Origin of the sequence: Pelomonas sp. Root1237, assembly GCF_001425055.1 — a bacterium.
Classification (GTDB): domain Bacteria; phylum Pseudomonadota; class Gammaproteobacteria; order Burkholderiales; family Burkholderiaceae_C; genus Pelomonas.
This window is the reverse complement of sequence record NZ_LMDK01000022.1, coordinates 78,878-93,856: the sequence shown is the minus strand read 5'-3', so window position 1 is coordinate 93,856 and position 14,979 is coordinate 78,878. Positions and strand designations below refer to the sequence as shown.

The 14,979-nt window shown below is 67.6% G+C and carries 11 protein-coding genes; 7 read left to right on the top strand and 4 right to left on the bottom strand.

What is annotated here, in order from left to right; translation table 11 throughout:
* Positions 1 to 164: 164 nt before the first annotated feature.
* From ASC91_RS28085 to ASC91_RS28065, 6 genes are all read left to right on the top strand, one after another.
* Entirely contained in the window at positions 165 to 1,835 is a 1,671-nt protein-coding gene (locus ASC91_RS28085) for an OFA family MFS transporter (RefSeq protein ID WP_056205693.1), read from the top strand.
* Positions 1,836 to 1,984: 149 nt separating this feature from the next.
* Positions 1,985 to 4,297, top strand: a complete 2,313-nt coding sequence (locus ASC91_RS28080; RefSeq protein ID WP_056205465.1) for an FdhF/YdeP family oxidoreductase — start codon at positions 1,985 to 1,987, stop codon at positions 4,295 to 4,297.
* Complete coding sequence (locus ASC91_RS28075; RefSeq protein WP_056205462.1) at positions 4,281 to 4,529, top strand: hypothetical protein; 249 nt, start codon at positions 4,281 to 4,283, stop codon at positions 4,527 to 4,529. The genes ASC91_RS28080 and ASC91_RS28075 overlap by 17 nt, the downstream gene beginning before the upstream one ends.
* 69 nt (positions 4,530 to 4,598) lie before the next feature.
* Entirely contained in the window at positions 4,599 to 4,781 is a 183-nt protein-coding gene (locus ASC91_RS29770; protein ID WP_157282217.1) for a hypothetical protein, read from the top strand.
* Positions 4,778 to 6,529, top strand: a complete 1,752-nt coding sequence (locus ASC91_RS30850) for a methyl-accepting chemotaxis protein (RefSeq protein WP_056205460.1) — start codon at positions 4,778 to 4,780, stop codon at positions 6,527 to 6,529. Before ASC91_RS29770 ends, ASC91_RS30850 begins: the two co-directional genes overlap by 4 nt.
* A 39-nt stretch (positions 6,530 to 6,568) precedes the next feature.
* The gene (locus tag ASC91_RS28065; RefSeq protein ID WP_056205458.1) at positions 6,569 to 7,192 is read left to right on the top strand and encodes a glutathione S-transferase family protein; all 624 of its coding nucleotides are present in this window, start codon (positions 6,569 to 6,571) and stop codon (positions 7,190 to 7,192) included.
* 6 nt (positions 7,193 to 7,198) lie between these two features.
* Here the strand turns inward: ASC91_RS28065 and ASC91_RS28060 are convergent, their stop codons facing one another.
* The 3 genes from ASC91_RS28060 to ASC91_RS28045 all read right to left on the bottom strand — a co-directional run bounded on the left by ASC91_RS28060 (position 7,199) and on the right by ASC91_RS28045 (position 10,155).
* Complete coding sequence (locus ASC91_RS28060) at positions 7,199 to 8,077, bottom strand: hypothetical protein (protein ID WP_157282215.1); 879 nt, start codon at positions 8,075 to 8,077, stop codon at positions 7,199 to 7,201.
* Positions 8,078 to 8,083: 6 nt separating this feature from the next.
* Complete coding sequence (locus ASC91_RS28050) at positions 8,084 to 8,452, bottom strand: hypothetical protein (RefSeq protein ID WP_056205453.1); 369 nt, start codon at positions 8,450 to 8,452, stop codon at positions 8,084 to 8,086.
* Between the two features lie 176 nt (positions 8,453 to 8,628).
* A complete protein-coding gene (locus tag ASC91_RS28045; RefSeq protein WP_235532131.1) occupies positions 8,629 to 10,155 on the bottom strand; it encodes a Do family serine endopeptidase in 1,527 nt (508 codons plus the stop codon).
* A 589-nt stretch (positions 10,156 to 10,744) separates the two neighbouring features.
* On the opposite strand from ASC91_RS28045, the gene ASC91_RS28040 reads away from it, so the two are divergent.
* Entirely contained in the window at positions 10,745 to 13,378 is a 2,634-nt protein-coding gene (locus tag ASC91_RS28040) for a choice-of-anchor D domain-containing protein (protein WP_162247882.1), read from the top strand.
* Between the two features lie 598 nt (positions 13,379 to 13,976).
* Here ASC91_RS28040 and ASC91_RS28035 read toward each other — a convergent pair.
* A complete protein-coding gene (locus tag ASC91_RS28035; RefSeq protein WP_056205689.1) occupies positions 13,977 to 14,951 on the bottom strand; it encodes a pirin family protein in 975 nt (324 codons plus the stop codon).
* Positions 14,952 to 14,979: the final 28 nt, after the last annotated feature.

The window sequence follows — 14,979 nt, the reverse complement described above, 5'->3', positions numbered from 1 at the left end:
CCAACCGTGCCATCTGCCCGGATTTTCCGCACGACGCGCTAGGTTTTTCCCTAGATCGCCACTTCAACGGCGGACTCGTCACAAAGCAACCCGTATCCTGCGCCGCCTCGGGCGGGCTGATGGTGGTTGCGCACGAGATTCACATCAACGTCGAAGGGAACACCATGTCTTCAGTGGGATTGGATGCCGTACCCGGTCCGGGTCGGAGTGCGGGCTGGCTCGACAAGGAAAGAACCATTGCCGGCGTCGGCTTCAACCGCTGGCTGGTGCCGCCGGCGGCCCTCGCCATCCATCTGTGCATCGGCATGGCCTATGGCTTCTCGGTGTTCTGGCTGCCGCTGTCCAAGGCCCTGGGCATCAAGGAGGCGATCAAGTGCGGCGCCGACGTGGGCTTCTTCCAGGAACTCTTCGTCAGCGGTTGCGACTGGAAGGTCTCGACGCTGGGCTGGATGTACACGCTGTTCTTCGTCTTCCTGGGTTGCTCCGCGGCGATCTGGGGTGGCTGGCTCGAACGCGCCGGCCCGCGCAAGGCCGGTGTCGTGTCGGCCCTGTGCTGGTGCGGCGGCATGTTGATCTCGGCGCTGGGCATTCATCTGCACCAGTTCTGGCTGATGATCCTGGGCAGCGGCGTCATCGGTGGCATCGGCCTGGGCCTGGGCTATATCAGCCCGGTCAGTACGCTGATCAAGTGGTTCCCGGACAAGCGCGGCATGGCCACCGGCATGGCCATCATGGGCTTTGGCGGCGGCGCCATGATCGGCTCGCCACTGGCGGCCGAACTGATGAAGACCTTCGCCACGGCCACCGACGTCGGCGTGACGCAGACCTTCATCGTCATGGCCCTCGTCTACTTCGTCTTCATGATCGGCGGCGCATTCGGCTATCGCGTGCCGCCCACGGGCTGGAAGCCGGCCGGTTGGACCGCACCGGTTGCCCAGGGCAGCAACGCCATGATCACGCAGCGCCACGTGCACGTGAAAAAGGTCTGGGGCATTCCGCAGTTCTGGCTGGTCTGGATCGTGCTGTGCATGAACGTGTCGGCCGGCATCGGCGTCATCGGCATGGCCAGCCCCATGCTGCAGGAAGTCTTCGGCGGTTCGCTGATCGGCCTGACGGCCAAGTTCGGTGAACTGGACAAGGCGCAACTGGCCAAGATCGCCGCCGTGGCTGCCGGCTTCACGGCGCTGCTGAGCCTGTTCAACATCGGTGGACGCTTCTTCTGGGCCAGCCTGTCGGACAAGCTCGGCCGCAAGGTCACCTATGTCGTCTTCTTCCTGCTTGGCGGGTTGATGTACGCCAGCATCCCCAGCAGCGCGGCTGCCGGCTCCAAGCTCGCCTTCGTCGGCGCGATCTGCGTCATCCTGAGCATGTACGGCGGCGGTTTTGCGACCGTGCCGGCCTTCCTCGCCGACCTGTTCGGCACGCAGATGGTGGGTGCCATCCACGGCCGCCTGCTGACGGCCTGGGCCACGGCCGGCATCCTGGGCCCCGTCGTCGTGAACTACATGCGCGACTACCAGCTGGAGCTGGGCCTGCCGCGCGAGCAGGTCTACAACCAGACCATGTACATCCTCGTGGGCATGCTGGTCGTCGGCCTGATCGCCAACCTGATGATCCGTCCGGTGGCCGACAAGCACTTCATGACCGAGGCCGAGCTGGCCGAGGAAAAGCGCCTGGCGCACGAGCGCGCTGCGGCCGCCGAGGTGGGTTCGGGGTCGGGCGCCAGTGCCGCGACTTCGCCCGCGGTGGTGGCGCTGGCCTGGGCCGCGGTGGGCATCCCACTGGCCTGGGGCGTGTACAAGACCCTCATCAACGTGGGCAAGTTCTTCAACTGATCCGGTCCTGCTAGGCTGACAAGCCCCGCTGCCTGTGCAAGGCGCGGGGCCTTTTTCTTGGTATATGACCTTACAGCCCCCACGTTCGCGCTGCTCACTGCCTCCCGAGGGGGGGCGTCAGCGGCTTCGGGCGGCCGGGCACCACTGACATGAGTGAACAAAAGATCGAGCTGTACGACGGCCCCGCCGGCGGTTGGGGCGCGCTGAAGAGCGTGGCCAAGCACCTGAACGAGCAGGGCGTGGCCGTGAAGGGCGCCAAGACGCTGCTGCATGCCAACCAGACCGACGGCTTCGACTGCCCCGGCTGCGCCTGGCCCGACCGTGACCACCGCTCCACCTTCGAGTTCTGCGAGAACGGCGCCAAGGCCGTCGCCGCCGAAGCCACTGCGCGTCGGGCGACACCGGAGGTCATTGGCGCCAAGACGCTGAAGGAATGGGCCGAGGCGTCGGACTACGACCTGGAAGCCACCGGCCGCCTGACCGAGCCCATGGTCTACGACGCCCAGACCGACCGCTACCAGCGGACCAGCTGGGACGCGGCCTTCGCGCTGATCGCCCGCGAGCTGCAGGCGCTGCCTGATCCCAACGAAGCCATCTTCTACACGTCGGGCCGCACCAGCAACGAGGCCGCCTTCCTCTACCAGCTGTTCGTGCGCGAGTACGGCACCAACAATTTCCCCGACTGCTCCAACATGTGCCACGAGCCCAGCGGCTCCGGCATGCGGCCGACCATCGGCGTCGGCAAGGGCACGGTCACGCTGCACGACTTCGAGCAGGCCGATGCCATCTTCGTGTTCGGCCAGAACCCGGGCACCAACCACCCGCGCATGCTGGGCGAGCTGCGCGCGGCGCGCAAGCGCGGCGCGCGCATCGTCAGCTTCAACCCGCTGCGCGAGCGCGGCCTGGAGCGTTTCGCCGACCCGCAGAACGCCATCGAGATGGCGACGCTGGGCGACTCGCCGATCAGCAGCCACTACTTCCAGCTCCAGGTCGGCGGCGACTTCGCGCTGCTCAAGGGCATGTGCAAGCGCGTCGTCGAACTGGACGATGCCGCGCTGGCGGCCGGTAAGCCGCGCGTGCTGGACGTCGCCTTCATCGCCGAGCACACCCAAGGCTTTGAGAGCTTCATTGCCGAGCTGCGCGAGCAGCCCTGGGAGCCGCTGGTCGCGGCCTCGGGCCTGACACGCGAGCAGATCGTGCAGGCCGCCGACATCTACGCGACGAGCGAGCGCGTCATCGCCTGCTGGGGCATGGGCATCACCCAGCACCGGCACTCGGTCAAGACCATCCAGATGATCGTCAACCTGCTGCTGCTGCGTGGCAACCTGGGCCGCCCCGGCGCGGGCGCCTGCCCGGTGCGCGGCCACAGCAATGTGCAGGGCGACCGCACCATGGGCATCTACGAGAAGCCCGCGCCGGCCTTCCTGGACAAGCTGGGCCAGGTGTTCGGCTTCGAGCCGCCGCGCGAGCATGGCTACGACACCGTGGGCGCCATCCAGGCCATGCTGGACGGCCAGGGCAAGGTCTTCATCGCCATGGGCGGCAACTTCGCCGCCGCCACGCCCGACACGGCCGCCACCTGGCGCGCGCTGCGCCAGTGCGAGCTGACCGTGCACATCACCACCAAGTTCAACCGCAGCCATGTCGTGCACGGTCGCAAGGCCCTGGTGCTGCCGGTGCTGGGCCGTACCGAGATCGACGTGCAGGCCAGCGGGCCGCAAGGCGTCACGGTGGAAGACTCGATGAGCATGGTGCACCTGTCGGCCGGCATGAACGCGCCGGCTTCCGAGCACCTGATCTCCGAGCCCATGCTGGTCGCGCGCATGGCCGCTGCCACGCTGACGAAGAGCCGCACGCCCTGGCTGGCCCTGGCCAGCAACTACGCCACCATCCGCGACAAGATCGAGGCCGTGCTGCCCGACTTCGCCGGCTTCAACGAGAAGATCAAGGCGCCCGGCGGCTTTCGCCTGCGCAACACCGCCAGCGAACGCGTCTGGGCCACGGCGAGCGGCAAGGCCGAGTTCAGCACGCATGCCATGCCGACCGACCTGGCTGTGCAGCGCATTGCCGAGCGCCAGCGCGACGTTCGCGTCTTCACGCTGACGACGCTGCGCTCCCACGACCAGTACAACACCACCATCTACGGCCACGATGACCGCTACCGCGGCGTCTATGGTCACCGCCGCGTCGTCTTCATCCATGCCGAGGACCTCAAGGACCTGGGGCTCAAGGCCGGCGACTGGGTGGACATCACCAGCCTCTACATCGACGAGGCCGGCGGCGACGTCGAGCAGCGCCACGCCGAGCGTTTCCTGCTCGTCGCCTACGACATCCCGCGCGGCTGCCTGGCCAGCTACTACCCCGAGACCAACCCGCTGGTGCCGCTGCAGAGCTTCTCCGTCACCGCGCGCACGCCGACGTCCAAGTCCATCCCGGTCGTGCTGAGTGCGCACGCCGCCTGACCTGCTGCATGAGCTGGGCGATGGCGCCCGGGCCGTGCCGCTGACGCGCCTGGCCAAGCGCCTGGACGCCCGCGTCAGCGAGTTGCTGCGCGAGTTCACGGCCCTGAGTGACGCCCGGCTCGGTGGCGTCGCCGGGCCTGGTTGGGTCAGCCTGCATTGCGACGACGCGGGCCGCTGGACGGTGACCCTGACCGAGGCGGGCCGCGCGCAGCAGTCGTCGACACAGGGCTAGCTAGCCGCTGTGTGGCCGCAGGCAGATCCCGTGCCTATCCGGAGGCACGGCCGAGGCACGGAGTGCAGCTTGCAGCGCCTCAAGATCCCTGTCATGCTGGCTCTGCAGGGCAGCCCAGCAGCGGCGCCCTTCAGCGAGCGCCGCCCAAGGCGCAGCGCGGTGCAGGCGGACAACGGCGTCCTGCCGACCGACTTCCGGCTGAGTCGACGATGTCGCCAGCCGCTCGACTCCTTCGACGAGGTCAAGCCATGAACTTCAATGCTTTCAAGGTTTCCACCCGATTGGCCCTGGGTTTCGGCTCGGCGGTGCTGCTCGGCCTTGTGATCGCCGTCTTCGGCATGCTGCGGATGGGCTCGCTGGCCGCCAAGGTCGACGAGCTGGCCCTTGATCGCATGCCCAAGATGGACAAGTTCGCCGACATCAAGGACAACCTCAACACGAGCGCTCGCGCGGTGCGCAATGTGCTGCTGACGACCGATGCGACCGTCCGTGCTGCCGAGGTGAAGCGCATCGGCGAGATGCGTGCGGCCACCGACGAGTCGCTCGCCATGCTGGACAAGGCGCTCGCGCAGCCCAGGAGCCGGGCGCTGCTCAAGCTCATCACCGACAACACGCCCGCCTACCGGCACGGGCTGGACCAGGTGTTGGCGCTGGCGAGCGAGGGCAAGACAGCCGAGGGCGCGGCGATGCTGACCGGCGAGGTGCGTGCCCGGCAGAGCACGATCTTCAAGGCCGTCGACGATTCCATCGAGTTGCAGAGCCAAGTCGCCAACCAGCTCGCCAAGGATGCCGGCCAAGTCGCCGCCAGCAGCGGCATGGAGATGCTGGGCGGCGCGGTCGCGATGGCCTTGCTGGGTGGTCTCGTGGGCTGGGCACTGTCGCGCAGCCTGAGCCGCGCACTTGGTGCCGAGCCGGGCGAACTCAGCGAGGCCGTGCAGCGCGTGGCCGATGGAGACCTGGCCCAGCCGGTACCGGTGCGGTCAGGAGACACGACGAGTACCGTGGCTGCTGTGGCGCGCATGCAGGAGGCGCTGGCCCTCATCGTGAGCACCGTACGCGCCAACTCCGACAGCGTGGCCATCGCCAGTGCCCAGATCGCGCAGGGCAACCAGGACCTGTCCAGCCGCACCGAAGAGCAGGCCAGCGCCCTGGAGCAGACGGCGGCGTCGATGGAGCAGCTGGGCTCGGCCGTGCAGCAGAACGCCGACAACGCCCGCCAGGCCAACCAGCTGGCACAAGGCGCCAGCGAGGTGGCCGTGCGGGGTGGCGCCGTCGTCAACGAAGTGGTGGCGACGATGAGGGACATCCAGCAGAGCTCGCAGCGCATCTCCGACATCATCGGCACCATCGACGGCATCGCCTTCCAGACCAACATCCTTGCGCTGAATGCGGCGGTGGAGGCCGCGCGAGCCGGCGAGCAGGGCCGCGGCTTCGCGGTCGTGGCCGGCGAGGTGCGCCTGCTGGCCCAGCGCAGCGCCCAGGCGGCCAAGGAGATCAAGTCGCTGATCATGGCCAGCGTCGAGCGTGTCGAGCGCGGCACGGTGCTGGTGGACCAGGCCGGCTCGACCATGACCGAAGTGGTCGACGCGATCCGCCGCGTCACAGACCTGATGGGCGAGATCAGCAGCGCCAGCGGCGAGCAGAGCAGCGGCGTGGCCCAGGTCGGCGAAGCGGTCATGCAGATGGACCAGACCACGCAGCAGAACGCCGCACTCGTCGAACAAGGCGCCGCCGCCGCCGAGAGCCTCAAGGAGCAGGCCCGCCAGCTCGTGGCAGCGGTGGCGGTCTTCCGGCTCGCGCACGAGGCTCATGCGGCCGTGCCGGCGCCCCGGCCAAGCAAGCCCTCGCCACCCGTGAGCCGGCCGTCGACGCGACCGGCGGTCAAGGCCGTCGTGCGCAGACAGGCACCCGTCGAGCCGCGCGTGCCCTCCAGGCCTGCCGCCGGCCCGGCCGTCGTCAAGCCCCCGGCGGCGGCCGATGGTGAATGGGCCGACTTCTGAACCGACACTGCAGGCTCCGTTGACTCGCCCGCATCTCCCATGCCTGCTCTCCGTCTCCTCGGCCGCCTCACCTCCATCAACGTCCGCAAGGTCATGTGGACCGCCGCGCAGCTCGATCTCGAGCTCGACCGCGAGGACTGGGGGGCGGGTTTTCGCTCGCCGCAGGAGCCGGGCTATCTGGCGATGAACCCCAACGGCCTGATACCCGTGCTCATCGATGGTGACTTCGTGCTGTGGGAGAGCAATGCCATCTGCCGCTATCTCGCCACCAAGCTCTACGCAACCACGCTGCTGCCGACCGAGCCGCAGGCGCGCGCCAGGGTCGAGCAGTGGATGGACTGGCAGGCCGGCGAGCTGAACAACAGCTGGCGCGTCGCCTTCATGGCGCTGGTGCGCGGCCAGCCGGCCACGCCCGAGGCCATCACTGCAGGCGTGGCGAACTGGAACAAGCACATGGGCATGCTGGAAGTGCAGCTCGCCAAGACGGGCGCCTTCGTGACCGGGCCTGAGTTCACGCTGGCCGACGTCGTGCTCGGCCTGTCGGCCCAGCGCTGGAAGAACGCGCCGATCGAGCGCGTGGAACTGCCGGCGGTGGAGGCCTGGCTGCAGCGCTTGAGCGCGCGGCCGGGGTTTGCCGACTACGTGGACAACGGCATGCCTTGAGCGACCTCAGGGCTTGCCGCCAGCATGCCTGCGCGCAAGGATCTGTTGCGCCGCCTCTCTGGCCGCGGCCATCTGCTGCGGTGTGGGCGGCGCGGCCAGGTGAAGCGCACCCCGCTCCAGCAGCGACTTGGCCATGCCCTTGGCCTCAGGGTGATCGGGCAGTTCGGCGTAGGCCATCAGAAAGCTCAAACGCTCGGCGTCGCTCAGTCCCCACGCGGGGTTGGACGTCGCCGCATTGATGAGGCTGAGCCCGTCACCGGCGAGCGCGTCACGCCGCATCGCTTCGGCCACCTGCTGGCGCTGCGCGGCGGTCAGGTCGCCGGGGAAGGTCGCGGCGGCAAAGGCCGAGGCCGCCTCGGCCACGCCGGCCCGCACCGCCCGTGAGGCCAGTTCCGGCAGCATCACGCGGTGCTGGGCGGTCACGGTCTGGCAGCGCCTCGACTCGGCATCGGCCTCCACCATCATCTGGGTCATCATTTCCGGCGATATCCCCTGGTTGCGGACGGTCTCGAAGCTGTTGCGCCGCGTCTCGTTCGACGCGCAAAGCCGCAGCCAGCGCACCGCCTCCCAGGCGGCCGCCGCATCGTCGCCGGCCATCGCACGATCGATGTGCGGGCCGTACCCTTCCGAGCCGATGCGCGGTGCGGCCGGCCTTGCGGAGGTGGGTGTCGGCGAAGCCGTTGCGGAGGCGGCGCGCGCCACCGCGCGGGTGGTTGTCGAGGCTGCCGAAGCCGCCAGGGGCGGCGCGGCGGGCTGGGCCACGACGGTCGTGGGCTGGGAGGGCGAGGCCGGGCCTGCGGGCGGCGCGCTCAGCCCCAGCCACAGGGCGGCGGCAGCTGCAGCGCCAATCGCGATGAGGATGAGAACCCAGCGAATGGCGTCCATGGCGGCTCAGCTTGCGAAGTTGTAGCGCACGACGGCGACCGTCAGTGCGAACAGATAGCCGTAGGCGAAGCGGTCGATGCGCAGCACCGGGTCGCCGCGGCGCGCGCGCCAGAGGCCCATCAGCGTCATTGCGAAACCGGCGATCACGGGCGTGACGACGAGGTTGGCCAGGCGGGGCCAGCCATCGCGCGTCAGGTGCTGGGGCATCAGCCACAGGCTCAGCGCGCCGACGATGCCGCCCAGCAGCACATAGCCGAGCACGGCCACCCAGACGCTGGGCTGCTTGCGAAAAGGCTCGGCCACGGCATGCAGGCCGAGTTCGACGAGCAGTTCGCCGAAGACCTGGAAGATCAGTTCGAGCAGCAGTTCAAGCAAGATCTCCAGGGCGGTCTCCGCAGTCGGTGAGATGACACGCAGCCTAGCGCAACCGGCCGGCCGGCAGGCGGCCGCGTGAGTTTTCACCGGCTGGAGCGCTGATGAAAAAAAGCCCGCGGCAGATGAGCCGCGGGCCAGGTGCGGAGTGGCGCCTGCCACCCTGCCGTCGAGATGTGTCAGCCGAGTCGCACCGGCACAAAGATCTGCTGGCCGTCACGCGCCACCAGCAAGGCCACCGAGGCCGGCTTGCCCTTCAGCGCGTCGCGCACCTGCTCCACGTTCTGCACCGGCTTGCCGTTCAGGGCCAGCAGCACGTCGCCGGGCTGCACGCCGGCCAGCTGGGCCGGGCCGGTCACGCCTTCGATCAGCAGGCCATGGTCCAGCCCCGAGCCGCGCAGCTCCTGGCGCTCCAGCGGACGCAGCGCCAGGCCCAGCGAGCCGCCCTGGGGCGTGGCGCTGGCTTCCTGTGCGTCCTTGTCGGCGCGGCCCAGGCTGACGGTCTCGCTGACGCGGGACTTGTCGCGCCACAGCTCCAGCTTGAGCTTGTCGCCGGGGCGGGCCAGGCCGACGCGGCTGGAAACGTCGCCCGCCACGCGCACCGGCTCGCCGTCAATGGCCGTGATGACGTCACCCGCCTTCAGCCCGGCCTTGGCGGCGGCGCTTTCGGGCTGCACGCTGGAGACCAGGGCGCCGTCGGGTACACCCAGGCCGAAGGACGAGGCCAGCGGCGCCGACAGGTCCTGCAGCGTGACGCCCAGTCGCGCATGCTCGACCTTGCCGTGGGCAACGATCTGGTCCTTGACCTTCAGCGCCACGTCCACCGGGATGGAGAAGGCCAGGCCCTGGAAGCCGCCGCTCTGCGAGAAGATCTGCGCGTTGACGCCGACGACACGGCCGGCCGCGTCGAACAGCGGGCCGCCCGAGTTGCCCGGGTTCACGGCCGCGTCGGTCTGGATGAAGGGCACGACGCTGTCGCCGGGCAGCGAGCGACCCTTGGCGCTGACGATGCCCTGCGTGGCCGTCTGCTCGAAGCCATAGGGCGCGCCGATGGCCAGCACATAGTCGCCGACCTGCACCTGCTTGGGGTCGCCCAGCTGCACGGTGGGCAGGCCCTTGGCGTCGAGCTTGAGCACGGCGATGTCGGTGGCCGGGTCGCTGCCCAGCACCTTGGCCGAGAACTCCCGGCGGTCGCTGAGCTTGACGGTGACCTGCTTGGCGTCGCGCACGACGTGGGCGTTGGTCAGCACGACACCGTCGCTGCTGATGATGAAACCGGAGCCCTGGCCGCGGAAGGGTTGCGGCCCCTGCTGCGGCATGCGCAGCCCGGGGATGCCGCGGAAGAAGCGGAAGAAGGGGTCATCGTCACCCCGCGCGACGGGGCCTTCGTCGCCGTCGTCATTGCCCACCTTGTGCAGGCCGGCCACGGTGATGCCGACCACGGCCGGGCCCTGGGTCTGCACGATGGCGCGGTAGTTGGGCAACTGGGCGGGGGGAAGGGCCACGGCGGGTGCCGGTGTGGTGGCCGCAGCGAGGGCCACGGTGGTCGGGGCGGCGCCGCCGGGCGTCGCGTCGGTGGCCGCTGCGGCGGGCGCCTTGTGAAACCCGGGCAAGGTCCACCCCGAAGCCGTGGTGGTCAGCGTCACACCGGCAGCCAGCAGCGCAGCGGCCGCGGCAGTCACCGTCATCTTGGCGGTCTGGGTCATCGAGAACTCTCCTCTAGGGGCGGGCTGCGGCGCAGCCGTTGCCGTGGACTCTAGGGAGGGGAGGTGAGGGCTCGATGAGGGGAAGGTGAGGTGAAAGTTAAGGCGACGTGGGACGTGGAGTCTGCGGTGGCGGCTTCAGGCTGATCTGAGTCATTCGTGGGCCGATGCACGAGCGGCAACATCCACGAAAACCCGTCATTGGGTGCCGCTGGCCCCGCCCGGCGGCTTCAAGCAGGGAACCGGTCGCTCGACCGCGGGGCAGACCACGCACTGGTACCAACACCCGTTTTGATCAAGGTCACAACCTATCCGCTCCCGCTGTAGCAGGCTTGCTATTGATCGGATGGTTTTGCCTACAATCGCGCGCCAAAGAGTACGCCCTACGCACGTGATGCGGCCGGGCTTGATTGCGAATCTCAACAGGGGAGGGTCCATGAAAAATGGGATGCGTGCGAGTGCGCTGTTAGCTGTGGCTTGCTGCAGTCTGATCACGGCCTGCGGCGGTGGCGGCTATGAAGCCCCGCTGGCTGCGAAAGCTGCCGCTGTCGGCGCCGAGCAACCTACGCGACGCGCGCTGGCTGCGGGCGACATGACCGGCGGCCTATCGGTGCCGGTCTACGACAGCGTGGTCTATGACAACAAGGACACGAGCGCCCTCCAAGCCAGCCTCGGGCTCCGCAAGATCTACGTCTGGCCCCAGAAGCGTTTGGACGAACCCAAGTGGGTGGGCCACGAAACGTGGGTGGACACGGACACGCCTCCGCCCCGGCTATTGGTTGATGCCGATGCGGAAGCTGTCCGGCAGATTGGCCGCGACTTCTGCGCTAGCCCGTCCTATGGACCCAGTGCTGGCGTCAACACCCTGGTGATCGACATCGAGTGGCACATGCAGTACTGGGTGGATGAGCTGGCCACCACCCTTGACCAGGCCAAGATCACTCAGGCCAGGCTCAACTTTGACAACTACCAGTTGCTCGTCAAATGGGTGCGCGAAGGCATCAACGAGAACGCGCAGTGCCGGGCCAACCTCCAGTTCGGCATGTATGGCATGCCGAACGCCATCAACGCCGACTGCCTCCCCGCCATCGACCAGGACACCGACGCCAGCAACGATTCCTACAGCGACAAGCTGTGCAAAGGGCACCGGGCAGGCAACCGCACGCTGAAGAACGCACTGCGCACCAGTGTCGATTTCGTTGCGCCGGCCCTGTACTTCGACTATTCGCCCAACCACACCGACTACCAGGCGCTCTGGGAGGCGAAGAACACGCAGACCCTCGAGCTGGCCCGCGAATGGCAGCTACCCGTCATCCCGTTCGTCGGCACGCGCTGGTTCTCTGATGGCGAGTTCGACAGCCTCTGCCGCGTCAAGCTCGGCATCACCGACGACGAAATCAAGCTGACGGATGCCAATCGCACCATATGCCGGACGACCCACGGCCTGGTCGACTACAAGGAGCGGCTGCTGCCCGCCGAGGTGTTCCGCACCTCGCTGCAATGGACCGCGGGGCAACACGTGGGCGGCATCATCCTCTGGGACGCGGATGACTTCTTCACGGCTCAGGAGCAGCAGGAGAACCCGCAGCTCGCCAACTACGGCTGGTTCAACGTGCTCAAGGCCTGGATGGCCCCCGACCTGGAGATCAGCTACGACAAGTGGGTGAACCCGGCCAGCGTGGACCTCGGCGCGCACACGATTGGCGCGGCACCCGAATATGCCGACTTCAAGTTGACCAACAAGAGCCTCTCGACGGCCGCCACCGGACTGGCGTTCGCCATCGGAGGCGCCAACGACTGGGTGGTCACCGACAACAGCTGTGCCACCATGCTCGGCACCCAGGGCAGCTGCAGCTTCCGCGTCAAGTTCCAGCCGGCACAGACGGGCGCGCGCCAGGCGGCGCTGACGCTCAGCCATGCCAAGGGCGCCTTGGCGCCGGTGTCCCTGAATGGCACCGGGGTTGTGGCGGCGCAAGTGACTTCGGCCAGCTTCGACGTTGCTAGCATCCGGGCGGGCAACACGGTGACCTTCAGCTGGGCCGCCCAGAACGCCGCCTCGGTCGACGTCAGCTGCACCAACGGCTTCGCGGCGACGGGCGTTGGCGCCAGTGGCAGCATCCCCGTGCCGGTGACCGTCGTCGGCACGCTGACCTGCACCGCGACGGCGAAGAACACGCTCAATACACCGGCCACGCGCAACGCGAACCTGACCGTCGATGCAGCGCAGGCGAGCCTGCACCTGTACGTCGGCGGCCTGGTCGACTACCCCACCGTCAACTGGCTGAACCAGGAACTCAACTCGACCACCGGCTCGGATCTGTTCGCACTGAAAAACACGAACACGGTGGCGGCGGCGACCGGTGTCAGCGTGACGGCGCCGGCCGGCTGGCAGCTCTACGAAAACAACTGCACCAGCGGCACGCTGGCGGCCAACGGTGGATCGTGCACCTTCCGCCTCCGCTTCCTGCCGACCCAGGCGCAGCCCTACTCGGGACAGCTGGGGCTGACCCTCAACAACGGCACCGCCCCCACGGTCACCCTGATCGGCGTAGGCGTGCAGGCGACGCTGCACCTGTACGTCGCCGGCCTGACCGACTACCCCACCATCAACTGGGGTAATCAGGTGATCGGCTCAGGCACCGGATCGGACATGTTCACGCTGAAGAACACCAGCACCACGACGGCGGCCACTGGCGTTAGCGTCACGGCGCCGGCCAGTTGGGAGCTCTACGAGAACACCTGCACCAGCGGCACACTGGCGGCTAACGGCGGTTCGTGCACTTTCCGCATCCGCTTTCATCCCACTGCGGCGCAGCCCTACTCGGGGCAACTGGGCCTGAGCCTCAGCAACGGCACGGCTCCGACAGTCAACCTGATCGGAGTGGGCGTGCAGGCGAGCTTGCACCTCTACGTCGCCGGCCTGACCGACTACCCCACCATCAACTGGGGTAATCAGGTGATCGGCTCAGGCACCGGATCGGACGTGTTCACGCTGAAGAACACCAGCACCACGACGGTGGCCACTGGCGTTAGCGTCACGGCGCCGGCCAACTGGGAGCTCTACGAGAACACCTGCACCAGCGGCACACTGGCGGCTAACGGCGGTTCGTGCACTTTCCGCATCCGCTTTCGTCCCACTGCGGCGCAGCCCTACTCGAGGCAACTGGGCCTGAGCCTCAGCAACGGCACGGCTCCGACAGTCAACCTGATCGGAGTGGGCGTGTAAGCGCTAGTGCCGTGGAGGCGGCGGCTCCGTGCCTCTCCGCCTGCCCCTTTTGACGGCGTGACGTTCGACCATCGACCTGCTAGGGAAGGTCTGCAAAACCCCGTACACGACGGTCGATGAGGGCGCGAACTCGTCGTGATCTGGAAGTGGCGGAGCGATTGCGGGCGATCAGCGCCTCGCAGGCCGCGAATTCTGCTCCTGCGGCAGCCTCCAGCCGCATCGCAGGCGCACTCATCCCTCGCTCAAGTGCCACACCTATTCCGGGGCGCTCCCCGACAGCGGCCATCGCTGCTGGTTCGTGTCCGGGAGCGTGAACCTGGCAACCTGGATCGGAAGACTGCACCCGCTGCAGTGCCGCCCTTGAGCGTCGATCTCGACCTTCCGCTTAGGGCGCAAAGCCGTCGCATGGTTGCCATCGTCGAACGACGGCAACCGCTGCGAAGCAGTAGTCCGCCGAACTTTGGCATCAGGCTGAGCTGAGTCATTCACATGCCAATGCAGCAGCGACAGCAGCCGTCCGGACCGGTCGTTGAGCGCTGCTGGCACCGACCGGCAGCTTCGCCCATGGGAGCAGTCGCTTGACCACGGTCCTCGAAAGTCAATCGGTTGAAGCGAACCTTCCCCGCTTCGAGCCATGGTTCGGGTCGTAGACGCCCCAAGCCCAATCTCCAAACCGGGTGTGTCGGTAGTCTTCGTAGGCACGTCGGATTTCGTCTAGCGTGGTCATCACGAACGGCCCGTGCCGCACGACGGGTTCTTCAATCGAGCGGCCTTGGAGCAGCAGTACCTCGGCTTCCTTGGACCCATTTACAAGCTCGACCACGGCGGAGCAGTCGACCTCGATAGCAGAACGCGCGTCGACGCACTCACCGTCGATGGTCAGCGTGGAGCCCTTGAAGAAGAGGAGCTGCCTGCGCGTGCCACTACCCAAGGCAGGCGGTAGCTGCCACCTCGCACCCGGCGCCATCTTCAACGTCCACACGGCCAAGTTTGAACTAGGGTCTGACGCCCATGACCTTGAAGGCGGTGACGGCGGCTGTTGCATGTGCACTCCGTGCAAGGCGCCGACGATGCATGTGACGTCGACGCCGGCTTCAACATGCCTCGGGATGTCCTCGGCCCAGAACATCTTGAAGCTGGGCTCAGCCATCTTGTCGCGCGCCGGCAGGTTCAGCCATATCTGAAACAGCTCCAGCGTGTTCGGCTCGAGGGGGTCCAGCAAAGGGAACATCTCCGCATGCACGACACCACGCCCCGCAGTCAGCCACTGCACATCGCCCGCGCCATACCGGGCTGTGGCGCCCAGTGAGTCCGAGTGGTCGACCACGCCCTGGCGGACGATGGTGATGGTCTCGAAGCCGCGATGCGGGTGGGCAGGGAAGCCTGGCACCGTCTGCCCGAAGTACATGCGCCAGGGCTTTCCGGCACCTGTATCGGCAGGTGGTGGCTCAACCGGTCCCAAGTCGGCGTTCCCAGGTGGATAGTGGTCGAGGTGATAGGCGCAGACGAGAAACGGGTCGATGGTTTCCCAGGGGGTGCCGAGCCGGGCGACGCTGATGATGGAACGGGGCATGAACAATCCGAAGAGAGCAGTGGGTGAG